This window comes from Citrobacter sp. wls619 (assembly GCF_005281345.1).
In the GTDB taxonomy this organism is placed as follows: Bacteria; Pseudomonadota; Gammaproteobacteria; order Enterobacterales; family Enterobacteriaceae; genus Citrobacter.
Genome location: NZ_SZXJ01000100.1, coordinates 41,107 through 63,921 on the forward strand (window position 1 = coordinate 41,107; position 22,815 = coordinate 63,921).

Consider the following 22,815-nt stretch of genomic DNA (forward strand, 5'->3'; position numbering starts at 1 on the left):
ACATGGCGATTGAAACCATTCGTGGTCGTTACCGACTGCACCGTTTTCCCCCTCGCCAGCGCCATTTGCAGGCTGAACAGCTCACGCCGGGGATCACGCCGGCGGATTATCAGCGCCAGTTGATGGATGGCTTCCAGGAAGGACTGCAAAAAGGATTTGAACAAGGGATGACCGAAGGCCAGGAGCAGGGCTTTCAGGAAGGCCATCAGAAGGGGCACGATGAAGGCCGTCGTCAGGGATACACTGAAGGCAGCCTGGCCGGGCAGCAGGAAGGGCGTAAGCAGTTTGAGCGGGCAGCGCAGCCGCTGGCAGTTATCTCCGACAAAGTGAACGACTACCTGGCGCACATTCAGCGTAAACAGCGGGAGGACCTGCTGCAGCTGGTGGAAAAGGTTACGCGTCAGGTGATTCGTTGCGAGCTGGCGCTGCAACCGACGCAGTTGCTATCGCTGGTTGAAGAGGCGATTTCGGCCTTTCCGGCGATGCCTGAGTCGCTACAGGTCCTACTGAGTAATGAAGAGTTTAACCGTATCAAAGACGCTGCGCCGGAGAAAGTCGCTGAATGGGGGTTGACCCCATCTCCCGATCTGCAGGCAGGCGAGTGTCGGGTAATTACCGATAAATCCGAGCTGGATATTGGCTGCGAGCATCGTCTCGACCAATGCATGTCGGCGCTGAAAGAGTCGCTGCTGCCGGAGCCGACGGGTGAGTGACCTATCCTGCTTTGACAACGCGCTGCGCTCCATTGAGTCGATCCCTTTAGCCCGGGTTGCCGGGCGACTGGTGCGCGTGAACGGCATTTTGCTGGAGAGCGTGGGCTGTCCGCTGGTGACCGGCCAGCTGTGCCGCGTCGAAAGCGCCAACCATACGTTGATCGATGCGCAGGCGGTGGGGTTTAACCGCGATATCACCTACCTGATGCCCTTCAAGCACCCCGTCGGGCTGATGGCGGGTGCGCGCGTTTTCCCCGAAGAAAAAGCGCAGGAGATCCTGATAAGCGAAAGCTGGCTGGGGCGGGTAGTCAATGGTCTGGGCGAACCGCTGGATGCCAAAGGGCGTCTTACGGGCAATGACGTGCTGCCGCCTCAGGCACCTTCCATCAACCCCCTCACGCGCCGATCGGTGAATCAACCGCTGGATGTCGGCGTGAAAGCAATCAACGGCCTGCTCACTATCGGCAAAGGCCAGCGCGTGGGTCTGATGGCCGGTAGCGGTGTGGGTAAAAGCGTGCTGCTGGGGATGATCACCCGCCAGACCAAGGCCGACATCGTGGTGGTGGGGTTGATTGGCGAGCGTGGCCGCGAGGTGAAGGAGTTTATCGATCACTCGCTGGGCGCGGAAGGGTTGGCAAAATCTATTATCGTGGCGGCACCGGCGGATGAGTCGCCGTTAATGCGTTTGAAAGCCACCGAGCTTTGCCACTCTATCGCCGCCTGGTTTCGCGATCGCGGACATCACGTTTTACTGCTGGTGGATTCGTTAACCCGTTATGCCATGGCGCAGCGTGAAATCGCGCTGTCCCTGGGCGAACCTCCGGCGACGAAAGGCTATCCGCCGTCGGCGTTCGGCATGATCCCTAAGCTTGTGGAAAGCGCGGGTAACAGTGAAAGCGAAGGGTCGATGACCGCCATTTACACGGTACTGGCGGAAGGGGACGATCAGCAGGATCCGATCGTCGACTGCGCGCGTGCGGTGCTGGACGGGCATATCGTACTAACCCGTAAGCTGGCGGAGGCCGGACACTATCCAGCCATTGATATTGGGCAGTCGATCAGTCGATGCATGACCCAGGTCACGCCCAAGGAACACCAACAGTCGGCCCGTCTGCTGAAACAAAACTATGCCGCCTATATGGAAATTAAGCCACTGATCCCATTGGGTGGATATGTTGCAGGAGCTGATCCCAGCGTGGATAAGGCCGTCAAAGTGTTCCCCGCCATCGAGCGTTTTCTGCGCCAGGAAGTCAGTGAACCGGCCTCTCTGGAGCTGGTGCAAAGCCGCTTGCAGGCCCTGTTTCCGCTGGCGAAGAAAACGGAAGGTAAATAATTATGCGGCAAATTATCGATACCCTGGCGCAACTGCAGCGCCTGCGGGATAAATCGGTCAAAGACATGACGGTACAGCTGGCTAAACAGCAGCAGGTTTGTACTGGTTTTGACAATAACATCAAAGCGCTGGGCTACCTGATCCAAAAAACCGGCACCGGCGTTGAGGCGCCTTCCGTTGAATCGCTTAAAAACGTGACCGGATACAAAGGCACGCTGCGCACGGTTATTGCCTGGCAAGAACAGGAAAAAACGCTGGCTAAAATCAAAGAGCAGCGTATTCAGAAAAACCTCGTCGCGGCGGCCTGCGAAGAGAAAATCGTCGCCATGACGCTCGATGATAAGCGCTACGAGTTGAGCAATGAGGCGCAGGTAAAAGAGCAAAAAGCCATAGATGAAATTGCCGCGCAATGCTGGCTACGACAGAAGACGCTGGGGCTGGTATGAAAACGATCATTACTTTTGGCACGTTTGATGTTTTTCATATCGGGCATCTGCATATTCTGCAACGCGCCGGGCAGTTGGGGGAGCGACTGATCGTCGGTATCTCTTCCGATGCGCTAAATATGCAGAAAAAAGGCCGGATGCCGGTTTACAGCCAAAACGATCGCATGGGGATTGTTGCCGGACTTAAATGTGTGGACAGCGTGTTCCTCGAAGAGTCGCTGGAGAAAAAAGCGGACTATATTCGCCAGTTTAACGCCGATACGCTGGTAATGGGCGATGACTGGGCAGGGCGCTTTGATAGTTTGTCGTACCTGTGCGAAGTGGTCTATTTTCCCAGAACGCCATCGATATCCACCACCTCGATTATTGAGGTGGTGAAGAAATTCAAATAAGATATTATAAGCGATAGTATTTCCTGACTGAATTTTTATGAAGTAAATAATAAACAGTTAATCACTGTGTTTATAAGCCAGGTGATAAAGCTCTGAAATGTGTTTTACTTTCATCCCAAACTTAGCGAAAAGGATATCAAGAGATTTGTTTGAATGAATGGTTATATGACCATTTCGTGGGGCTATATACCAAAAATTCATTAGCTCAGCCAGGTGTAAGTCATTTGTGAGAGTTGAAAAGAAGTATTTCCCATTCTCTTGATCCAGAAGAGAGTCTATAATCTCCATTGTTTTGACTGGCGTTGGCGTATGCTCCATGACTTCAAATGAAGTCATAAACTCGAATCTTTCCTCTGGCATTGGTGCTGAATTATTAAATGGATCCCAGCCAACAGCATCAGTACCATATTCTTTTAGCAACTTCACCAGTTGTCCATCGCCGCAGCCAAAATCAATCATGCGAAAACTCTCGAGATTTTTGAAAGCATTGCGTAGCAAAGTGAAGTTATGAGCAGACCTTTTCGAGATAAAGTTGGGATCATGCTTAGTATACTCTGCATTGTATATATGCTGGGAGTAATCATCATCAGACCATGTATCAAAAGCGTGGGTATATATTAAACCGCAGTTTTTGCATTTATAATAATAGATAGCATGGCCGCTCAGAGGATAGTTGTATCTATGCACATTGTTGCCATAGCAAGATACATTAAAGTCAGTCACTCCATAGAGTTCTGGTGATGAATCGCAAATTTTGCATTGGGGGGATGGTGTCGAATGTAATTTCATGAATCGTCTCAATAATCTCAATGTATTTTTAGGGCAGGAAGTGACTTTTCTTCATTTATGGTTTTTTTTACTATCGATCCATGAATCCAGTTGTTGCTGTAGATGATGAAAGTTATCAGCTAATACCTGTGCGATATCCGCTGAGAAAAAATGCGTGATATGAGGATGGGCCCCACCCATACGCTGCCGGTCCACCTTTTTGAGATCGAGGTATGGAGTACCTGACTTACTATCTTTTAATAATGTTAAAATATCTAACTGGTTTGCCGGATCGATTTTCCATAGAAACATCTTGAATTTACTATCTACTTTCATTAAATGAAAATATTCATTGGTGATAGCATAACCTTTTTTTAAGGGGCTTCCCTGGTGTTGGCTTTTTTGTTGTGCAAATAGATTACGGCTAAAGCAGACTTTACGTTGCGGGGTTAAGGCAAAGAACTTATTGTCACAACGCGTTGAAGGTACATTTGCTAATGTCAAAACCGTATTATAGATATCAACCATGCTAATCATATGATTTAAATCAGCCGATTTCATTCCAGGGCAAAAAATAAACGCTGGGGTATGTACTAATGATGTATACGGTTCAATACCATGGGTATAGCCGCCATTAAAGCCATGTCCCCAAAAGTCATCGCCATGATCGCCAAAGGCGACGATAATTGTATTATCGAGTTTTTGGGCTTCCAGCAGCATTTTAATGGTCTGTCCGACCATAAAATCCATGCTTTGGTAACCACGTTGCCAGCGTTCGAGGCTGTTAGCGCCACCTTTTTTAATGTCGTCGTAATAACAAAGATGGCTACTGAGATTCCATAAGTAGAGCGCAAAGGGTTCCGGCCGGGAAACGACCTGCTGCATTTCTGCCAGCATTATTTTCGACGTGTCATACCAGTTAAAGGTATCCGTTGCACTCCAGATTGCATCGACATTTGCCCAGTTTTTTGGGTATCCCATACCTGCTGTGGTGTATCCGTGCTGCTTTAAAACATCGAAAAGCGCGGGGCAGTGGCGATGGATGGAGATGTTTTCCTCAAGATGGATATTATGCTCTAACGTATTGTCATCCCCGTGTAAGAGGTCGCTTAACGCCATCAGTGAGGAGGTTGCACTCGAGATAAAATTATTGAATCGCAGCGACTGATTATAGATTTTATTAGTAAAAGGAAACCACTGCCGATTATTAAAAATCGTGTGGTTAAGACTTTCAAGATGCAAAAATATAATGTTTTTTTTCATGTTATTCACATATTAATAGTTCGAGCATGCTGATGTCGAAGACAGGGATGGCGGTGACAGAGGAAACTTCCTGCCTTTCACGAAAACTGTCATCGATAAATATGGCGTCGGGTTCGTGAATATAATCACTTTTTTTATCGTGTTTACCCAAGTGGGTGACGGTGTCAAATAAAGCGTTAATCCGCCGTTGCGCCAGTTCAGCGTAAATATCACCGGCATGACGCGTGATGAGATGAATTTTTATTCCGCGATTCAGACACTGGCAGAGAAAGGTGAAGACAGGCACGCAGAGTTTATTTTTTAGCACTATCGTATCATCGTAGTCGATGTACACATGCCGGTAGGTAAAATCATACGTATAGTGATTGGCTAAGCTGCGGGTTATTTGCAGGTTTTCAGCGAGCGGGCGCAGCGAGACGTTAACGCGCATACTTTCGTACAATGTCAGCATGGCGAAATTGATGCCATTGGCGCGGTTGAGCGCCATTGTTCCAGCAATACGCGGAGCAACTTCCAGTAATGTCAACGTACCCGAGGCAGAACGCTTCAACTGAAAAAACCATGCGCCGTATAACTGTAAGCGCTGTGATATCGCACGTGCGTAAGTTTCAACTTCTGGCAGGCTGACTAATGCGGAAGTCATCGCAATACCGGCTCGTATCCGCGAGCGTACGCGTGGTTGGCAAAATAATAACCCCTGCGCGCGATCGGAAAAACAGTCTACGGTGAATTCTTCACCGTTTAAATATTCACATATGATCAGATCATTTCTCTGTGCGAGGATCGATGCCAGCCTCTCTGGGGAATCAATACGCAAAGCTCCCTGCGCACCTTGCCCGCGGTCGGGTTTGACAAATACGGGCCAGTGCGCGATCTCTTTGGGATCATTGAATACGGCTGGCAGAGGGACCGCACCTTTAAGCGCCTGGTAGGTTTTACTTTTAAACCGCGTGATGCGGCATGTTTCCTGTGATGGGCAGAGTACCGTAGCGGAAAGCGCCTCCCGGTTTTCAGACAGAAAAAGAAGAGCGTCATCATGAGCCGGAAAAATATAATCAATACTTTCTTGTACAACTAATGCCTGTAAGACAGGTAACCCATCCTGATGCGTAACATCCGGCACGACATGGTATTCGCAAGCGTAATGTCGGGCATGGCTGTCGTAGTCGGCACCGGCAAGAACCAGATTAATGTTTTTTTCGTTGCGCAGAGACAGGTAAATCTCACGCCCAATCTCAGTTCCCGCCGGGAAGATAAGGACATTGATCATGCGGTTATCAGCTCGATAATGGTGCTGAGTTCAGCGGATGTCATATCTGGATAAATCGGCAGGCACAGCACCTGTTCGGCGATTTGGTTTGCCACAGGCAGCGTCTCTTTATTGGCGCCAGACATGTTTTTGTACATGTTGAGATTAGACAGCAGGGGGTAGAAATATCGCCGCGTTAGGATGTTATGGCTTTTGAGATGATCGTATAACCCATCTCGCGACATTTTATAATCAGGACGCACGAGGATTGGGAAGTAACTGTAGTTACTCTTGTGATTCGCGTTGCTTGCCGGAATGAAAATGCCTTGCGTATTGGCTAACTGCTCACGGTAACATTTATCGATTTTTTGGCGTTTTGCTATCGCCTCATCCACATACTGTAATTGCAAGAGACCAAAAGCGGACTGGACCTCATTCATTTTTCCATTGATGCCAGGCGCCACAACGGTTAACTCGTCAGCAATACCAAAGTTCTTCAGATAATCGATTCGTTGTTTGGTTTTTTTATCGTAGCTAACGATAGCGCCGCCTTCAAAGGTGTTGAACACTTTGGTGGCATGGAAGCTCAGTACGGAAAGATCGCCATGGCGTAGAATGCTTCCGCCACAATCTTCTACAGCAAAGGCATGCGCCGCATCGTAAATAACAGGAATACCGTAATTATTGGATATTCTCTCAATTTCAGCGGTGTCGCAGGTTTGCCCGTAGACATGTACCGGCATGATCAATCCCGTTTTGCCGGTAATCGCAGATTCAATCAGGTGTGGGTTGATGTTAAAGCTGTGCGGATCAATATCAACAAATACCGGCGTTAACTGGTTCCAGAGAATACTGTGCGTAGTGGCGACAAAAGAATAGGGCGTAGTAATGACCTCGCCCTTAATTCGCAGCGTTTGCATCGCGGCGATTAAAGCGATGGTGGCATTACAAAACAGCGAGATATAGGGAACATTCAAATAAGAGGCTAACTTCTCCTCCAGCAGCTGATGCATGGCGCCGTTATTTGTTAATTGCTTACTTGACCAGATCTCTTGCAGATAAGGCATAAACTCTTCCAGCGGAGGCAGGAAGGGTTTAGTGACGGTGATAAGGTTTGGTTCTGCTTGTTTCATTGCTGAAGATCCTGAGAGAATTTTGCGCTGATTTGTTGGTATTGCTCGGGCAGTCTGCTTTTTAAGCTGGAGAGGATCGTGCTTCTTATCTTATTGTCAGTAATGCTCTTTAATGCCGCGCAATATAATTGCGGTAATATCTCCAGACGAATGTCACAATAGATGATGGCTTGCACGATATGATATTGTGCTTTATTAACATCTTTAGTGTGGATCGCCGCGATAAAACCCTGAAAATGGAGCAAGGGGTCAGTTGGATGTTTAACTAACAGTTCGTCAATATCTTCCTTGACCAGCGTATGATCGGGGTGGGCATACTGTTTCCAGCGACTGTTCATCGCTTCTACCCAGGCGTCTTCATGTTTCCATTGATTCAGGATCATCATCCTGTTTCGGTACATTAATTTGCTGTTATCTTTTCTGTACCAGGTGTTATTGTCATGTCGACGGTAGTAGGCCACTAAACGCTGCGTTGAAATAAAGTGACCCTGGCGGGAAAGTTTCAGAAACATATCCCAGTCTTCCTGGACCAGTTCGGGATCGGAACGTTCTATCTTCAGATACGCCTCGCGGCGGATTAACGATCCGATATAAAGACTAAGATTTCCGGAAACCAGCAGATGATGAAAAACGTCACCATTAAGGAAGAGATCGCTGTAAGGAAAACGCGAGCCGTCAGGCATGATGACCTGAATGGCGCTATAGCACATTACACAGTGCGGGTTTTTCTCTAACACATTAACCTGGTGAGAGATTTTAGTGGGAACAATAAGATCGTCTGAGTCGACCGCGGCAATATATTTTCCCGTGGCCATGTTCATAGCTTCGATGATCGGTTTATCGCCAGTTTTATCCTTCTGCGAATAATAGTTGGTCTCCCGCAGTATTGTTTTGCAATTATATTTCTGCTGGTATTTTTTAATGATTTCGACGGACCGATCGGTAGAGGCATCATCGACGATAATGACTTCGGTATTTTTCCACGTCTGGTTAAAGACGCTATCCAGCGCCTCTTCAAGAAAAGCGTCGTGGTTATAACTGGTAACGATAATACTCACTAAAGGCGTTGGCATAGCGTAATCTCTGGCGAAAATTATTGTGTTATCAACTAAATAGCTTCTGTTGCAAACTAAGCAGTAACGTATTGCTCTGCTGCCTGGATGAGGCATCGATGAGCTCTACGATCTCCTGCGCTGCCCGTTTCCCCGCCTGACCATCCATAAACGCATCGCAATAGTGATGGCGAATCTCAGCCAATGGCGCTTCCAGCGCAGCCCAGTCAAACTCGCAAGAGAGTGCGTGGCGTAAGCTCTGTATATCCTGTGCCACCGGGAGAACGTCGCGGATACGCTGATCCGCGCTATCGGGGGTTGAGAAACTTTGTTGGCCATCCAGCAACGAGGCCATCTCAGGCCAGCTCAGTAAAATGACGCGTTTATTCATATGAATGGCGTCAAAAATAAAGCCGCTGCTGTCCGTCAGGACGTAATCCGCCTGCGCAATAAGCGCCAGCAAATGCTGCTGATCGTCCAGTCTGTTCTTTAAATAGCGCTGCGCCAGTGCCAGAGAGGCGGCTTCCTCCGGCCTGTGCCGGGTGCCATGATGCAGTTTGGTGACGACATTGTATTCATGGTTTAACCGGCTGAGCTGTTCCGCCCAATGGGGGAGCGAGCTTAGCGCGCCATAGGTTGGCGCATACAGGATGGTCTGCTTTTTCGCATTCAGCTTCAGGCTGTTGGGCAGCGTGGTATCGTAAGTGTGGTTATGCCATTCATCGAAACGGGGATTCCCCACCACTTTAGCACTACCGCCGATATCAAGTGCGCGCTGACTATAGTGGCTGTAGCACAAGATGCGGTGATAAAAGGCGTTCCACCAGGCATGATTCCACTCTTCTTTCGCCAGCCCATACAGGGTACGAACATGGGTATCCGCCAGCCCGTTCAGCAACGGCGTGTAGTAAGGACTGATCAGGCACCGGAAGCGCTGACGCTGTTCAATGACCGCAGAAAGACGCGTTCCGCCGAGAGCAGGATCGTTAATGGTTTTAATCGTCGCTGTCATCTCATCCAGAAACGATTTGGATATTTTGTCACTGACCAGCAGCGAGCAGGTATGGCCCATCGCCTGCAGTTCGGTAATGATGGGGCGATAGACCGCGTAATGCAGCGAAGTTTCCATATAGAAGCCAATGGCATCTATCTGCGTGGATGTCGTAGCAGGCGAGTGGCTTAACAACGTATTGACGGTCTCGGGTTTCTTATTGATTTTATTGAAGTAGTACCCGATGTTATCGGTTTCTTTTTTCTCGATATCGCTGTATCCCGCACGCTGATAGCAGATGCTTGGGTAACAAGAGAGCCATTTTCCTTCACGTAGCAGCGGCTGCCATTGCCCTTCGAGCGTATCGGAGAGGTCATGTTCCATCTGCTGAGCCAGCGCCGGGTAATAGCTGCTGTTGACCAGATAGGCGCAAACCTTATTGCAGTCGCGGGCATGGATCATGCCATTGAGGCTTTTGAGTTCGCGGCCTTGTTTAATTTCCCCGCCGAGGATAACCACCTCCCACGGAAAGCCAGGCAGCGCGTTCAGAAGCGAATTGAGTACCCGGATATGCTTTTCCTGCTTCAGGATCACGCTATCGTCTTCAAGTAGCAGGTAGTTTTTCCAGCCGTTACGCTGTGCCAGCTGCAGCGCCTGCATATGAGACTGGCGGCGACCCGTCTGGCCGTTAGTGGCAACTGACGCCGCAAGACGAGTGATCTTTTGCGTAGGGAAATTGAGAAACGTCAGCTCTTGCTGGATGTGCGCTAAACGATCCGGACGTGAGTCCAGATTCACGATCACCACCTGATCGATGTAATCCCACTGGATCGGCTGATGATGGGTGGCGTTATGCAGACTCTGATACCAGTTTTTTAGCATCGGGTCGGTCATCGCCTGGGCCAGCGAGGTGTTGAGCGGCTCGCTGCTACCCAAAACAAAGTCTTTATCGAACGTATTTTGGCTGTGCGAGATACAAATAATGGTGCGTTCACCCGGCAATTGCAGCGGGTTCGCGGTGAATTGGTTGGTGAATCCTTCTTCTTCGCCTAAGTTGCAGTCATCATCGTAACGGTGCTTTTTTAAATAATTGCGGTGGTAGCAAAAGGTACCGTTGAGAATGTTCTGCGGGCCAAAGCTGCGGCTTTTGAACAGCCGGTTGATATGGCTGTACCAGATGGGGATCTGATCGGAGCCCGAAATCAGCGCCCGGTGGCGCTGCATCATATCGATGGTGTAAGAGATTTTATCCGCCGGATAATAATCATCGTCGTCCATACAGAGAATATATTCACCTAACGCCAGCGCATTGAGCATATTGCGCTTTTTGCCCAGCGTCAGTTTTTCCGCATGGTAGATATAACGAATATTAAATTTCTCCGGATGATTCTGCGTCAGTCTGTCAATGATCGACTGATGGCTTTGCGGAGAATCATCCAGGATAACCAGCTCCCGGCGGTCGGCAGGGTAGTCCTGATAACGGAACATATACAGCAAATAGGGTAAGAAAGCGGCGCGGTTCCACGTGGGTGTAATGACGCTGACAAACGGTTTTTCGCGGCCAGTGTCGAGCGTTTTAACGATGCCGGTCAGGGCGGAACGTGCTTTGGAGGATTCAGACATGGTGATGTGTATTCGCGATTCGAAAAAGGACCGGGCATTCACCCGGCCAACAGGCACTAACGTGTTATCAGGGAGAACGCCGAGAGCAGAGGATCACCCGGCTGCATGTCCAGAATATGCTGGCGCAGCGAGCGAGCATTCTCGCTGTTGCGCCATGCTTCAAACAGCGCGAAAAGGGCGTAGATTTCGTCGTGGTTCAGCGGGGAATCATCCATCGTCCACAGGCATAAAAGTGTGCGAATCATAAAGACGTCAACCACCAGCTCGAAGAAGCGCTGCAGCACGCTTTCACTCTCGTGCTGCGGGAATGTATCGTGATACAGTCGATAAATCAGATAGTTACTGAATATCCATGCGTTCTGAGCAAAGTAGTGCTCATAGGTGTTTAGCCATTGAGCTTGCAGCTGCTGCTGGAGCATGGCCTCACTGTTTGCATCCTGGAGCATCAGCAGGCTGACCTGCAGAGGTAAGGTCAATTTGCGCGTGCTTTCTGGCAATAAATCCCAATTGAACTCGCAGTTGCCCATTTGGGTGATCAGTTCCCGTTGCAACTGGGGCAGGCTGGGCAGTTGCGCGAACTGCTCCTGCAGTTTTCCGCTTTGCGCATGGTCAGCCAGAACCTGCGGCAGCGAGGCCAGCTTCTCCAGCGTAGGGTCGCTGTCGCCTGGGCATTTTTCGGAAAAAGAGAGCATGATGCCCAGCGCATACAGGTGCAGCTCCGGCGACAAACCGGGGAGCGTGATGGTATGCAGAGCCGATTGGTTAAGTACCTGATCGCGTGGGGATAACGCCGGGCTGTCCGCATCGGCTGCACATTGCGAGGTATGCAGTACAAAGGCGTTGGGATCGCCTAATGCAGCCTGGCAGCAGGCCGGATCGGTTAATACCAGACTCTGACGTACTTCCGTTTTCCAGCGTATGCTGGCCAGTAAAGCGGAATCCGGATGGTGGGATAAAAACAACCGGACAAAGTCAGGTTCATAACACTCAATCATACTCATAATCTGTTCTCAGCAATCCCAATATTCAAATCTGGTTATATCATTGCAATATCCATGCCTGAATTTTTATTGTATTTATATCAATTAGTTAGCTTGGGCGCGGAAAGCGAGTTTCCGCGTCAGGGAAGGAAGTTTTAGCGCTGGTAAATAAAATCCGGCTCGGTGCCTAAAAACGCCTGAATAAATTCATACTGGCGGATCAGCAGATCGCCATTTTTTTCGTTGTATGCCTTGCAGCGTTTCGCTTTTTGCTCAAGGCTCTGCCACCAGCCCTCTGCGGCACTTTTCTGTACGCCTGGCAACCAGCTAAATACCTGTTCCATCCCTGCACGATCGACGCTTACGCCCAGCAATTGCAGGATTGATCGGCGCTGCTGGCTGCTGTTTTGCAACTGCTCATAATGCTGTTGGATCGTGTCATTGACCGCCAGCAGCTCTTCACTGGCGCGACGGATCATGCACAGACGTTGTTGTTCCAATTGGTGTCTGAGCGCGTCATATCGCGTCCCGTCTTCCCGGATGCCCTGAAGCAGAGTTTTCACCTGCTGTAGCCTGGTACTCACAATTTTGGCCTCTTATTTCTGGAAAAAGCTGAGCATGTCGCCAGCCAACTGCTGGGTATCAACCTGCATGTCGCCTGCGGCCAGCATGGCCTGCATTTGCGCTACTTTGTCGTAATCAACGTCGCTTTGCGGATCGCTGTTCAGCGTTTGCTGCGCTGTTTGCAATCCCGCCTGAGTAATATCATCGGCGGAAAGCGTCGCGGCGCTGGAGGTTTTGGTCTGCGCGCTGCTCTTATCTGAACGCGTCTGTCCGGTTGTTGACGCAGGGCGATTGCCTGGCAGCGTTGGGGTAATTTTCATAGCAACCTCGTACATATTTCGTTGGGTTGGTTATCTGTTATTGGCTAAAAGCGACGGCAATAGAGGAAAACTTTAATCCCATCACAAAAAATCCCTTCACTGCTCAGCAGTGAGCGTAGTGACCACGCCGGCATCGTCCACCACACCGCTGACAATCCGCTGGCTGCTGCTGTTACGAATTTTTATCACATCCCCTTTACGACCGTTTTTCAACGCCACGCCCGGCATCGAGGCGGTAATCCCGGCCATACGAGAGACGATCGTCACCGGCTGGTCGCGTTTAACCAATACGGGCTGAACCAACTCGCTATGGGTAATCGGTTTACCCGGCTGCAGGGCGCGTTTGCTGGTGAGACCAATCGCCTCATCCATATTTGTCATCAACCCTTCCCGCTGGTTGCTGATGTTGAATTTTTTAAGCTGCAGGTCATCGGCCGTAATCACCGTATCCCGGGCAATCAACGACTTTGGCATCACTACCGGCACCGACACGTCGGGGCGTACTGCAACGTTATATTGCCAGCCCGCGCTGCCTGGGCAGCTCACCACAAAGTTCATTCGCGAAAGGGCCATTTCCGCAGAGGTGCTGGAGGTGACCTGAGGCGCGATTGCGCATAGCGCGCTGGTGCTGACGGCGGAGGGAATATAGATATTGAACGTGTAGCGATAGTCCTGCCACTGCTGCTTTTGTGCCAGCGCGTCAATTTCATGACCAGCCGCCGTCAGGACCAGCGCGTTGATCTGTTCCCGGGCGCTGTGCTGTATGGGATGGACGGCGGCATGTACGGGTAAGACGCAGCATAAAGCCAGCAATATTTCCGCGGCAAAGGGGAAAGAAGGCTTCCTTACGTAGGAGGGTAGTTTCATAAAGTCATTTCTCATCAATCACTTAAAAGTTGGCATACATATTGCTAATAACAGCGATATCTACGCAGGAGTGATGCAAGAAATGGGAATCAGTTTTCAGCAGGCATTAGGTGTACATCCGCAGGCAGTGAAGTTACGTCTTGAGAGGACCGAGCTACTGACCGCGAATCTGGCAAACGTCGATACACCAAATTTCAAAGCTAAAGATATTGATTTTGCCGCTGAGATGCAACGGGCAAGTCGTACAAATGTGCTGCCCGAGGCTGACGTGAAATACCGTGTACCGATGCAGCCCTCAGAGGATGGCAATACCGTAGAGCTGAATACCGAGCAGGCCCGGTTTTCACAAAATAGTATGGATTATCAAAGCAGTCTGACCTTTTTGAACCTGCAACTTAGCGGTATCAAAGAGGCCATTGAAGGGAAATAACCATGTCGTTTACTGATATTTACCAGATTTCCGGCTCGGCGATGACGGCGCAAACCATCCGTCTGAATACCGTCGCCAGCAACATGGCGAATGCGGAATCTCCCGCCAGCAGCGAGGCGCAGGCCTATAAGGCGCGTAGCCCGGTTTTTGCCGCGGTTTACAACAATAGTCTGATAGGTGGGCATAACCGCCATGCCATTGATGGCGCCAGCGTACAGGTACAGGACGTCATGCAAAGCGGCGGGGCGGTGAAGCGTTATGAGCCGCACCACCCGATGGCGGACCAGAATGGTTTCGTCTGGTATCCGGACGTCAACGTAGTCGAGCAAATGGCTGACATGATGTCTGCCTCACGTGATTTTGAAACCGACGTTGATGTGCTGAATAACGTCAAAAGTATGCAGCAAAGCTTACTCAAACTGGGAGAAGTGTAATGAATACCCTGGCTCTGTATGCCCAATCTCAGGCGCTGGCCTCTTCTTCCGAGAAGACGGCGGTGGCTGAAAATAACGTCGGCGCCACGGCGCAAAGCACCAATCTGGGAGACAGCAGTTCTTCCGCCACGTCGTCAACCACGGATACCAGTGACAGCAGCAGTACCCCGACAACCACAACATCCACCGAAACGTCGGCGGTCGACACGTTTCTGACGCTGTTTGTGGCTGAAATTGAAAACCAGGACCCGACCGATCCCACCGATCCTACGGCCTATATCGATCAGCTCTCCTCAATGGCGCAGGTTGCCATGATGGAAGAGATGAGCGTCCAGGCCAACACCAACGCGGTGCTGATGAGCAACATTCAGGTGATGGCGCTGGGGAATATGGTCGGCGACGACATTATGGTGCAAACCACTTCGCTGGATATCGAGGACAACAGCCAGGCGATCCAGGGGCGCGTCACGCTGGATGACAGCTGTACCGATGTGGATCTGCACTTTACCGATGAAGCCGGTGATGACTACACCGTATCGCTGATCCCGGAAGGTGAAACCTCCGTTGGACCAGGCCAGGTGGATTTCGACATCAATCCTGCCGATTACGGCATCCCGCCGGGCGATTACAGCGTGTCCGTGGTGACCAATACCGGAGAAGAGGAAGTGCCGATTGAGGTGACGGGCAAGGTGGAAGATGTGCGTATTCCGCTCGATGGCAGCACGCCAGTGCTCAACGTTGACGGCGTTGGCGAAGTGCCATTCACCATGATCACCCAGTTTGGCGTACCGGACAGCACTGATGACACCACGCCGCCTGATACTGACGACGGCAGCGATAACGCCGACAGCAATACGGTGATCTGATTTAGTTTACATTACAGGAAGAAACAATGAGTTATGAAATTGCAGCGACGGGCCTGAACGCCGTCAACGAACAGCTTGATGGCATCAGTAACAACATCGCGAACTCCGGTACGGTCGGGTATAAATCGATGACCACCCAGTTCTCCGCCATGTACGCCGGAACGCAGGCAATGGGCGTGAGCGTGGCGGGTTCGGCACAAAGCATCTCTACCGGCGGCTCAATGGTTTCAACCGGCAATGCGCTGGATCTGGCCATTAATGATGATGGTTTCTTTGTGATGTGCGACAGCGCCGGGAACATCTCCTATACCCGCGCCGGTTCCTTCGTGACGGATAAAAACGGCTATATCGTCAATGCCTCCGGCGATTACCTGCAGGGTTATCCGGTTGATGACAGCGGCACGCTGCAAACCGGTACCGTTACCGATATTCAGATTAAAACCGGCAACATCCCGGCGCAGGCCACGGACAGCATGACCTTCACGGCCAACTTTGACGCCAGTGATGAAGCGATCGATCGCGCAACCGTACCGTTTGATCCTGACAACAGCGACACCTACACCGACAGCTACACCACCACCGTGTATGACTCGCTCGGTAATGAGCACTCGGTTAGCCAGTACTTTACTAAAACGGCGGATAACACTTGGGAAGTGCAGTACACCTTTGATGGCGAAGCGCAGAGCGGCGTACCGCCGACTTCGCTGACCTTCGATGCGAATACCGGCAAGCTGGTCACCCCATCAACCCCGCAAACTATCACCTTCACCACCGATGAAGCCGCACCGATTTCGATGACCATTGACTACTCCGATTGTACTCAGTACGGCTCTGATTTCTCGGTTACTACCAACTCCGCCACCGGTTATGCCTCCGCGACGCAAAACGGCGTGCAGGTTGATGACGACGGTAAAGTTTACGCCACCTACAGCAACGGCGAGCGCATGTTGCAGGGGCAGGTGGTGCTGGCCACTTTCCCGGATGAGAACGGACTGGAAGCGGTGAGCGGGACTGCCTGGGTACAAACGGGCGAATCCGGTACGCCGCTGATTGGCACGCCAGGCTCCGGCTCCTGCGGCACGCTCTCCTCCGGCATGCTCGAAAGCTCCAACGTGGATATTACCAACGAGCTGGTTAATCTCATGACCGCCCAGCGTAACTACCAGGCGAACACCAAGGTGATTTCCACCAGTACGCAGCTGGATCAGGCTCTCTTCCAGGCGATGTAAGGCTAAGAAATGGATCGGTTGATTTATACCGCGCTGAGCGGCGCCACCCAGACGCTACTGGAGCAGCAGATTAGCGCCAATAACCTTGCCAACGTCAACACCAATGGTTTTCGTGCGGATATGGCGATGGCGAGCAATGACAAAGTGAAGGGCGGTGGCTTCGACACGCGTTTTATGGCGAAGGAAAGTCCCAGCGGCGTTAATGACAGCACCGGCGTGGCGGAAAAAACCGAGCGCCCATTGGACGTCGCCATTCAGGGAACCGGCTATATCGCCGTACAGGATAAAGCCGGAAACGAGGTCTACACCCGCAACGGCAATATTCAGCAGGACGATCAGGGGCAACTGACCATCGACGGTAACGTGGTGCTCGGGGATAACGGTCCGATTATTTTGCCGCCGAACGCGATTGCCTCTTTCGGCAGTGACGGCACGCTGTCGGTTACGCCCGACGACGGCGATGTTACCGCCACCATGGATATCGATCGTCTGAAGCTGGTGGATATTCCGGTTGCTAATCTGGCGAAAAATAGCGAAGGGATGCTGGTGACGGCGGATGGCGTACCGGCGCAGCGCGACGAAAACATCAAAGTGAGCGGCGGCTTTCTGGAAGGCAGTAACGTGTCTGCGGTGAGTGAAATGATGTCGTCGATTGCGATGAACCGCCAGTTCGAAGCGCAAATCAAGATGATGAAAACGGCTGAAGATCTCAGCGACTCCGGCAACAGGCTGCTACGCGGCTCCTGAGTCGTCGCCTTTAATCAGGGATAAAGTGTTATGAACGCAGCGTTATGGATCAGTAAAACCGGCCTGTCGGCGCAGGATGCTGAGATGAGTGCGATTGCCAACAACATCGCCAACGTCAACACCACGGGCTTTAAGCGTGACCGCGTGATGTTCCAGGATCTGTTTTATCAGACTCAGGAAGCGCCGGGCGCCATGCTCGATCAAAACAACATCATGCCGACCGGAATGCAGTTCGGTAGCGGTGTGCGCATTGTTGGAACGCAAAAAACCTTCACCGAAGGGAATGTGGAAACCACCGATGACACGATGAACGTCGCCATCATGGGGCAGGGGTTCTGGCAGGTGCAAAAGACCAACGGGGATATTGCTTATACCCGTGACGGCAACATGCAGATTAACGCCGACGGCGTGCTAACCAACTCCGAAGGTTTACCTCTGCAACCGGAAATTGACGTACCGTCCGGCGCAACTAACGTGGCATTTGGCGAAGACGGTACCGTGACGGCGATCCTGCCCGGCGACAGCGACCCGACCGAACTGGGGCAACTGACGCTGGTGAACTTTGCCAATCCGGCGGGGCTTTCAGCCGAAGGCGACAACCTGTATCTGGAAACGGCTGCCAGCGGTCAACCAACGGAAGGTATTCCGGGGGAGGATGGCCTGGGGACGTTACAGGACAAAGCCCTGGAGGGTTCGAACGTGGATATCGTCAACGAAATGGTGGCGATGATCACGGTGCAACGTGCCTATGAGATGAACGCCAAAATGGTCTCTGCGGCAGATGACATGCTGCAGTTTATTAGTCAGACGCTGTAACTTTAGAATGTGAAATGCCGGATGGTACAGCGCCATCCGGCAGAAATAGGCAGAACGTGAAAAATTATCTCTGGCTGATGGTCCTGCTGCCCCTGTTAAGCGGGTGCGAATCGCAGGCCCTCCTGGTCAAAAAAAATGACGAATTCTTTGCTCCTCCCAAAACCGAGGCGCCGCCAACGGCGGATGGTCGTGCGGGGGGGGTGTTTGAAACGGGCTATAAGTGGTCGCTGACGGCGGATCGTCGCGCTTATCGGGTGGGCGACATCCTGACCGTGATGCTGGAAGAGTCCACCCAGTCGAGCAAACAGGCGAAAACCAATTTCGGTAAGAATAATACCGTCGATATCGGCGCACCGACTCTGTTTGGGCATACCAAAGATAACCTTTCCGCTTCCGTGGATGCCAATCGCGATTTCAACGGAACGGCGACCTCGCAGCAGCAAAACAGTTTGCGCGGCGAAATTACGGTGTCGGTACACTCGGTACAGTCGAACGGCATTCTGGAAATTCGCGGCGAAAAATGGCTCACCCTCAATCAGGGTGATGAGTACATCCGTCTGAGCGGTCTGGTGCGTGCTGATGATATTCAAAACGACAACTCCGTCTCATCGCAGCGCATTGCTGATGCGCGTATCTCCTATGCGGGCCGCGGTGCCTTGAGCGATGCCAATGCGGCGGGCTGGCTGACGCGTCTGTTTAACCATCCTCTCTTCCCGATCTAATGCAGGATTTTGATATGCAACACTTAAGCGGGCGCTGGATGAAAGCGTTAAACGGCATCGTTATCGCCCTGAGCCTGGCGCTGCCGGGCACCACGCAGGCGCAATCTCTGGAGTCGCTGGTCAACGTCCAGGGCGTCAGGGAAAACCAACTCGTCGGCTACAGCCTGGTGGTGGGGCTGGACGGAACCGGGGATAAAAACCAGGTCAAATTCACCAACCAAACCATTACCAACATGCTGCGTCAGTTTGGCGTACAGCTGCCGAGTAAAATCGATCCTAAGGTGAAAAACGTCGCGGCGGTGGCGGTCAGCGCGATGCTGCCGCCAATGTATTCGCGTGGGCAGACCATTGATGTCACGGTCTCGTCGATTGGCGATGCCAAAAGTCTGCGTGGCGGCACGTTATTACTCACCCAGCTACACGGCGCGGATGGGGAGGTTTATGCCCTCGCACAAGGGAGCGTGGTGGTCGGCGGGATGAACGCGACCGGGGCAAGTGGTTCCAGCGTGACCGTGAATACGCCGACCGCCGGGCTGATACCGAACGGCGCGTCGGTCGAGCGTGAAATTCCCAGCGACTTCCAGATGGGCGACACCATTACGCTTAATCTGAAACGTCCCTCCTTTAAAGATGCCAATAACATTGCGGCGGCGATCAACGCTTCATTTGGCGGTATTGCGACGGCACAAAGCTCAACCAACGTCAGCGTCCGCGCGCCAACCAGCCCCGGGGCGCGCGTCGCCTTTATGTCCCAGCTAGATGATGTCCAGGTTCAGGCCGAGAAAGTACGCGCCCGCGTGGTGTTTAACTCGCGTACCGGCACGGTGGTGATGGGCGATGGCATTGCCCTGCACGCGGCGGCGGTTTCGCATGGCAGCCTGACGGTTTCCATCAGTGAAAGCAGCAACGTCAGCCAGCCGAATGCCTTTGCCGGCGGTCGTACGGCGGTAACGCCGCAGAGCAATATTTCAGTGAATCATGCTCGACCGGGCACGATTACCTTGCCTGAATCCAGCAGCCTGAAGACGTTGGTTAATGCGCTCAATAGCCTGGGGGCCACGCCGGACGACATTATGTCTATTTTACAGGCCCTGCATGAAGCCGGGGCGCTGGATGCCGATCTGGAGGTGATTTAATGGCCGACATCAAAGTGAATCATAGCGGGGGCATTGACGGTAGTGATGCGTTAATGGGCCCGAAAATCAAAGACAACGATTTGCAGAAAGCCGCTCAGCAGTTTGAAGCCATTTTCTTACGCAACATGCTGAAAGAGATGCGTAAAACCAATGAGATCTTCGATTCTAAAGATAACCCGTTTAACAGCGATTCGGTGCGCATGATGCAGGGGTTTTATGACGATCAGCTATGCAACAGCCTGGCCCAGCAGCACGGCATTGGGATTGCGGCGATGATCGTCAAACAGCTCTCCCCGCATCACAAAGGATAAAGGTTGCGCAGCGGCTTAAGAACTGTGGTTTTTTCGCCGCTTTTAATCGGCAAGGTTGTTAACGACAGACCGGGGACTGACCGGCGAGGACTCTTTGATGGACATGATTAACATTGGCTACAGCGGCGCATCGACGGCGCAGGTGGAGCTTAACGTAACCGCACAAAACACGGCTAACGCCATGACCGACGGTTACACCCGCCAGGTGGCCATCACCAGCACCATTGGTGCCAGCTCAGGTTCGGCGAACAGTGCGGGTAACGGTGTGCAGGTGGACAGTATTCGCCGGGTATCCAACCAGTATCAGGTGAACCAGGTCTGGTATGCCGCCAGCGATTACGGCTATTACAACACTCAGCAGGAGTATTTAACTCAACTGGAAACCGTGCTCAGTGACGATAACAGTAGCCTGAGCGGCGGCTTTGACAACTTTTTTGCTGCCCTCAACGAAGCCACCACCAGCCCGGATGATTCCGCTCTGCGTGAGCAGGTGATCAGCGAGTCCGGGGCGCTGGCGCTGCGCGTGGATAACACCCTCGATTACATCGATTCGCAAAGCAGTGAGATAGTCAGCCAGGAACAGGCGATGGTGGCGCAGGTGAACACCCTGACCAGCGGCATTGCCAGCTATAACCAGCAAATCGCCGAAGCTGAAGCCAATGGCGATAACGCCTCTGCGCTGTACGACGCCCGCGACCAGATGGTGGAAGAACTGAGCGGCATCATGGATGTCCAGGTCAATATTGATGATGAAGGCAACTATAACGTCACGCTGCAAAACGGTCAGCCGTTGGTCAGTGGGCAGGAGAGTTCTACCATCGAACTGGATACCAACGCCGATGGCACGCAGAGCATGTCGCTGACGTTCGCCGGAACCACGTCATCCATGAACACCGATACCGGCGGCTCGCTGGGTGCGCTGTTTGATTATCAGAATGAAGTGCTGACGCCGCTGACGGGAACGATTAACAGCATGGCGGAGCAGTTTGCCGATGCGGTGAACACCCAGCTGGCGCAGGGCTACGATCTGAACGGGAATCCTGGTGAACCGCTGTTTATCTATGATGAAAACTCCTCTGATGGCCCGCTGGAGGTGAATCCTGATATCACCGCCGATGAACTGGCGTTTTCCAGCTCGCCGGACGAAAGCGGCAACAGCGATAACCTGCAGGCGCTGATCAACATCTCTACTGAACCGTTGGATATAGAGGGGCTAGGCAGCGTAACCGTGGGCGAAGCCTGTTCGTCGATCATCAGTAACATCGGTATTTACAGCCAGCAAAACCAGACGGAAGCGGAAGCGGCGGCGAACGTGTACTCCGAAGCGCAGAACCAGCAGAGCAGCGTCAGCGGCGTCAGCATGGATGAAGAAGCGGTGAACCTCATTACTTACCAGCAAATATACGAGGCCAACCTCAAAGTTATCTCAACGGGCGCAGACATTTTCGATTCTGTGCTGGAAATGTGTAGCTAACCGGGAGAAGAATGAATATGCGAGTCACTACACAGCAGTCCTATGTGTCCATGACGCAGAGTTTTAACGACCTTTCCAGCGATCTTTCCCACGTCGTCACGCAGATGGCGACGGGGAAAAGTATTCTGCTGCCATCAGACGATCCTATTGCTGCGACACGCATCACCCAGCTTAACCGCCAGCAATCGGCACTCGATCAATATCAAACCAATATTGATTCCGCCTCGGCGGGGATGAGCCAGCAGGAGTCTATTCTGGATGGCGTCAATAACGATTTGTTAGCGATTCGCGACGATCTGCTGGAGGCCGCCAACGGCACCAATACCGCCGAGTCGTTATCCAGCCTGGGGCAGGATATTCAGTCGATGACCGAAGCGATGGTCTCAGCGCTGAATTATCAGGATGAAGACGGTCACTATGTATTTGGCGGGACGGTGAACGATCAACCACCAATTGTCGCGGTAGATGAAGACGGCGACGGGGTGACCGACAGCTATACCTACCAGGGTAACGACGATCACCGCCAGACCACGGTGTCTAATGGCGTTGAGGTTGATACCAATGTTGCAGTCAGCGATTTCTTCGGCGACAGCCTCGACGTTCTGAACACCCTGACGTCGCTGTCGAAAGAGTTGCAGGATCCGTCAGTAGATCCTGCCGATCCGCAGGTACAAAGCGATATTCAAAATGCCATCGATACGGTGGATGTAGCCTCTGACGCGCTCAACGCCTCAATCGCCACTATTGGTGAAACGCAGAATACAATGACCATGCTGAGCGGCGCTCAGACGGATATCACCACCTCCAACGATCAGCTTATCAGTCAGTTGAGCGATCTGGATTATGGTCCGGCCTCTATTACCTTTACCGGTCTGGAAATGGCGATGGAAGCCACCTTAAAAACCTACTCCAAAGTGAGTGAGTTGAACCTTTTCAGTGTGATTTAACAGTTAGCA

The 22,815-nt window shown here is 51.8% G+C and carries 25 protein-coding genes; 15 read left to right on the forward strand and 10 right to left on the reverse strand.

What is annotated here, in order from left to right:
- Nucleotides 1–2 precede the first annotated feature (2 nt).
- From fliH to FDX19_RS22075, 4 genes are read left to right on the forward strand one after another with little or no spacing between them, the layout of a single operon-like run.
- Nucleotides 3–713 (forward strand): flagellar assembly protein FliH, encoded by a 711-nt coding sequence (fliH, locus tag FDX19_RS22060; protein WP_137384405.1) that lies wholly within the window; start codon nt 3–5, stop codon nt 711–713.
- The gene (gene fliI, locus FDX19_RS22065) at nt 706–2,046 is read left to right on the forward strand and encodes a flagellar protein export ATPase FliI (protein WP_137384406.1); all 1,341 of its coding nucleotides are present in this window, start codon (nt 706–708) and stop codon (nt 2,044–2,046) included. The genes fliH and fliI overlap by 8 nt, the downstream gene beginning before the upstream one ends.
- A 2-nt stretch (nt 2,047–2,048) precedes the next feature.
- The gene (gene fliJ / locus FDX19_RS22070; protein ID WP_137384407.1) at nt 2,049–2,492 is read left to right on the forward strand and encodes a flagellar export protein FliJ; all 444 of its coding nucleotides are present in this window, start codon (nt 2,049–2,051) and stop codon (nt 2,490–2,492) included.
- Nucleotides 2,489–2,884, forward strand: coding sequence for an adenylyltransferase/cytidyltransferase family protein (locus tag FDX19_RS22075; protein ID WP_137384408.1), 396 nt, complete (start codon nt 2,489–2,491; stop codon nt 2,882–2,884). Before fliJ ends, FDX19_RS22075 begins: the two co-directional genes overlap by 4 nt.
- 57 nt (nt 2,885–2,941) lie before the next feature.
- On the opposite strand, the gene FDX19_RS22080 is transcribed toward FDX19_RS22075, so the two are convergent.
- The 10 genes from FDX19_RS22080 to flgA form a co-directional block, all read right to left on the reverse strand.
- Nucleotides 2,942–3,673 carry a class I SAM-dependent methyltransferase gene (locus FDX19_RS22080; RefSeq protein ID WP_137384409.1) on the reverse strand — a complete coding sequence of 244 codons (732 nt, stop codon included), beginning with the start codon at nt 3,671–3,673 and terminating at the stop codon, nt 2,942–2,944.
- 51 nt (nt 3,674–3,724) lie between these two features.
- Entirely contained in the window at nt 3,725–4,915 is a 1,191-nt protein-coding gene (locus FDX19_RS22085; protein WP_137384410.1) for a sulfatase-like hydrolase/transferase, read from the reverse strand.
- 1 nt (nt 4,916) lies between these two features.
- Nucleotides 4,917–6,185, reverse strand: coding sequence for an ATP-grasp domain-containing protein (locus tag FDX19_RS22090; protein ID WP_137384411.1), 1,269 nt, complete (start codon nt 6,183–6,185; stop codon nt 4,917–4,919).
- Entirely contained in the window at nt 6,182–7,297 is a 1,116-nt protein-coding gene (locus tag FDX19_RS22095; protein ID WP_137384412.1) for a DegT/DnrJ/EryC1/StrS aminotransferase family protein, read from the reverse strand. Before FDX19_RS22095 ends, FDX19_RS22090 begins: the two co-directional genes overlap by 4 nt.
- Nucleotides 7,294–8,370 carry a glycosyltransferase gene (locus tag FDX19_RS22100; RefSeq protein WP_170974424.1) on the reverse strand — a complete coding sequence of 359 codons (1,077 nt, stop codon included), beginning with the start codon at nt 8,368–8,370 and terminating at the stop codon, nt 7,294–7,296. Before FDX19_RS22100 ends, FDX19_RS22095 begins: the two co-directional genes overlap by 4 nt.
- A gap of 31 nt (nt 8,371–8,401) precedes the next feature.
- Entirely contained in the window at nt 8,402–10,963 is a 2,562-nt protein-coding gene (locus FDX19_RS22105) for a glycosyltransferase (RefSeq protein ID WP_137384414.1), read from the reverse strand.
- A gap of 56 nt (nt 10,964–11,019) precedes the next feature.
- Complete coding sequence (locus FDX19_RS22110; RefSeq protein WP_137384415.1) at nt 11,020–11,964, reverse strand: lysine-N-methylase; 945 nt, start codon at nt 11,962–11,964, stop codon at nt 11,020–11,022.
- Nucleotides 11,965–12,098: 134 nt separating this feature from the next.
- On the reverse strand, nt 12,099–12,527 hold the full coding sequence (gene flgN, locus FDX19_RS22115) for a flagellar protein FlgN (RefSeq protein WP_075145155.1): 429 nt from the start codon (nt 12,525–12,527) through the stop codon (nt 12,099–12,101).
- A 12-nt stretch (nt 12,528–12,539) separates the two neighbouring features.
- The gene (gene flgM / locus FDX19_RS22120; RefSeq protein WP_137384416.1) at nt 12,540–12,827 is read right to left on the reverse strand and encodes a flagellar biosynthesis anti-sigma factor FlgM; all 288 of its coding nucleotides are present in this window, start codon (nt 12,825–12,827) and stop codon (nt 12,540–12,542) included.
- A 96-nt stretch (nt 12,828–12,923) separates the two neighbouring features.
- Nucleotides 12,924–13,694 carry a flagellar basal body P-ring formation chaperone FlgA gene (flgA, locus tag FDX19_RS22125; protein WP_137384417.1) on the reverse strand — a complete coding sequence of 257 codons (771 nt, stop codon included), beginning with the start codon at nt 13,692–13,694 and terminating at the stop codon, nt 12,924–12,926.
- 82 nt (nt 13,695–13,776) lie between these two features.
- Between flgA and flgB the strand changes: the two genes are divergently transcribed.
- From flgB to flgL, 11 genes are all read left to right on the forward strand, one after another.
- On the forward strand, nt 13,777–14,124 hold the full coding sequence (gene flgB / locus FDX19_RS22130; RefSeq protein WP_016151840.1) for a flagellar basal body rod protein FlgB: 348 nt from the start codon (nt 13,777–13,779) through the stop codon (nt 14,122–14,124).
- 2 nt (nt 14,125–14,126) lie between these two features.
- Nucleotides 14,127–14,558, forward strand: coding sequence for a flagellar basal body rod protein FlgC (gene flgC / locus FDX19_RS22135; RefSeq protein ID WP_006685942.1), 432 nt, complete (start codon nt 14,127–14,129; stop codon nt 14,556–14,558).
- Nucleotides 14,558–15,424: a flagellar hook capping FlgD N-terminal domain-containing protein gene (locus FDX19_RS22140; protein WP_137384418.1), complete on the forward strand. Its 867-nt coding sequence runs from the start codon at nt 14,558–14,560 to the stop codon at nt 15,422–15,424. Before flgC ends, FDX19_RS22140 begins: the two co-directional genes overlap by 1 nt.
- 26 nt (nt 15,425–15,450) lie before the next feature.
- Entirely contained in the window at nt 15,451–16,653 is a 1,203-nt protein-coding gene (gene flgE, locus FDX19_RS22145; protein WP_137384419.1) for a flagellar hook protein FlgE, read from the forward strand.
- 9 nt (nt 16,654–16,662) lie between these two features.
- Nucleotides 16,663–17,400, forward strand: a complete 738-nt coding sequence (locus FDX19_RS22150) for a flagellar basal body rod protein FlgF (protein ID WP_043015267.1) — start codon at nt 16,663–16,665, stop codon at nt 17,398–17,400.
- Between the two features lie 30 nt (nt 17,401–17,430).
- Entirely contained in the window at nt 17,431–18,216 is a 786-nt protein-coding gene (gene flgG / locus FDX19_RS22155) for a flagellar basal-body rod protein FlgG (RefSeq protein ID WP_137384420.1), read from the forward strand.
- A 56-nt stretch (nt 18,217–18,272) separates the two neighbouring features.
- Nucleotides 18,273–18,938: a flagellar basal body L-ring protein FlgH gene (gene flgH, locus FDX19_RS22160; protein WP_003838808.1), complete on the forward strand. Its 666-nt coding sequence runs from the start codon at nt 18,273–18,275 to the stop codon at nt 18,936–18,938.
- 14 nt (nt 18,939–18,952) lie between these two features.
- Nucleotides 18,953–20,074, forward strand: coding sequence for a flagellar basal body P-ring protein FlgI (locus FDX19_RS22165; RefSeq protein WP_137384421.1), 1,122 nt, complete (start codon nt 18,953–18,955; stop codon nt 20,072–20,074).
- Nucleotides 20,075–20,082: 8 nt separating this feature from the next.
- Nucleotides 20,083–20,385, forward strand: a complete 303-nt coding sequence (locus FDX19_RS22170) for a rod-binding protein (RefSeq protein WP_029139422.1) — start codon at nt 20,083–20,085, stop codon at nt 20,383–20,385.
- A gap of 97 nt (nt 20,386–20,482) precedes the next feature.
- Nucleotides 20,483–21,859: a flagellar hook-associated protein FlgK gene (flgK, locus tag FDX19_RS22175; RefSeq protein WP_043015271.1), complete on the forward strand. Its 1,377-nt coding sequence runs from the start codon at nt 20,483–20,485 to the stop codon at nt 21,857–21,859.
- Nucleotides 21,860–21,876: 17 nt separating this feature from the next.
- A complete protein-coding gene (gene flgL / locus FDX19_RS22180; RefSeq protein WP_043015272.1) occupies nt 21,877–22,806 on the forward strand; it encodes a flagellar hook-associated protein FlgL in 930 nt (309 codons plus the stop codon).
- Nucleotides 22,807–22,815 lie beyond the last annotated feature (9 nt).

Bases quoted from the DNA above. Each gene is read 5' to 3' on its own strand.
- fliH (WP_137384405.1), top strand. From the start codon at position 3: ATGGCGATTGAAACCATTCGTGGTCGTTACCGACTGCACCGTTTTCCC.
- fliJ (WP_137384407.1), top strand. From the start codon at position 2,049: ATGCGGCAAATTATCGATACCCTGGCGCAACTGCAGCGCCTGCGGGAT.
- FDX19_RS22075 (WP_137384408.1), top strand. From the start codon at position 2,489: ATGAAAACGATCATTACTTTTGGCACGTTTGATGTTTTTCATATCGGG.
- FDX19_RS22080 (WP_137384409.1), bottom strand. From the start codon at position 3,673: ATGAAATTACATTCGACACCATCCCCCCAATGCAAAATTTGCGATTCA.
- FDX19_RS22085 (WP_137384410.1), bottom strand. From the start codon at position 4,915: ATGAAAAAAAACATTATATTTTTGCATCTTGAAAGTCTTAACCACACG.
- FDX19_RS22090 (WP_137384411.1), bottom strand. From the start codon at position 6,185: ATGATCAATGTCCTTATCTTCCCGGCGGGAACTGAGATTGGGCGTGAG.
- FDX19_RS22095 (WP_137384412.1), bottom strand. From the start codon at position 7,297: ATGAAACAAGCAGAACCAAACCTTATCACCGTCACTAAACCCTTCCTG.
- FDX19_RS22100 (WP_170974424.1), bottom strand. From the start codon at position 8,370: ATGCCAACGCCTTTAGTGAGTATTATCGTTACCAGTTATAACCACGAC.
- FDX19_RS22105 (WP_137384414.1), bottom strand. From the start codon at position 10,963: ATGTCTGAATCCTCCAAAGCACGTTCCGCCCTGACCGGCATCGTTAAA.
- FDX19_RS22110 (WP_137384415.1), bottom strand. From the start codon at position 11,964: ATGAGTATGATTGAGTGTTATGAACCTGACTTTGTCCGGTTGTTTTTA.
- flgM (WP_137384416.1), bottom strand. From the start codon at position 12,827: ATGAAAATTACCCCAACGCTGCCAGGCAATCGCCCTGCGTCAACAACC.
- flgA (WP_137384417.1), bottom strand. From the start codon at position 13,694: ATGAAACTACCCTCCTACGTAAGGAAGCCTTCTTTCCCCTTTGCCGCG.
- flgB (WP_016151840.1), top strand. From the start codon at position 13,777: ATGGGAATCAGTTTTCAGCAGGCATTAGGTGTACATCCGCAGGCAGTG.
- flgC (WP_006685942.1), top strand. From the start codon at position 14,127: ATGTCGTTTACTGATATTTACCAGATTTCCGGCTCGGCGATGACGGCG.
- FDX19_RS22140 (WP_137384418.1), top strand. From the start codon at position 14,558: ATGAATACCCTGGCTCTGTATGCCCAATCTCAGGCGCTGGCCTCTTCT.
- flgE (WP_137384419.1), top strand. From the start codon at position 15,451: ATGAGTTATGAAATTGCAGCGACGGGCCTGAACGCCGTCAACGAACAG.
- FDX19_RS22150 (WP_043015267.1), top strand. From the start codon at position 16,663: ATGGATCGGTTGATTTATACCGCGCTGAGCGGCGCCACCCAGACGCTA.
- flgG (WP_137384420.1), top strand. From the start codon at position 17,431: ATGAACGCAGCGTTATGGATCAGTAAAACCGGCCTGTCGGCGCAGGAT.
- FDX19_RS22165 (WP_137384421.1), top strand. From the start codon at position 18,953: ATGCAACACTTAAGCGGGCGCTGGATGAAAGCGTTAAACGGCATCGTT.
- flgK (WP_043015271.1), top strand. From the start codon at position 20,483: ATGGACATGATTAACATTGGCTACAGCGGCGCATCGACGGCGCAGGTG.
- flgL (WP_043015272.1), top strand. From the start codon at position 21,877: ATGCGAGTCACTACACAGCAGTCCTATGTGTCCATGACGCAGAGTTTT.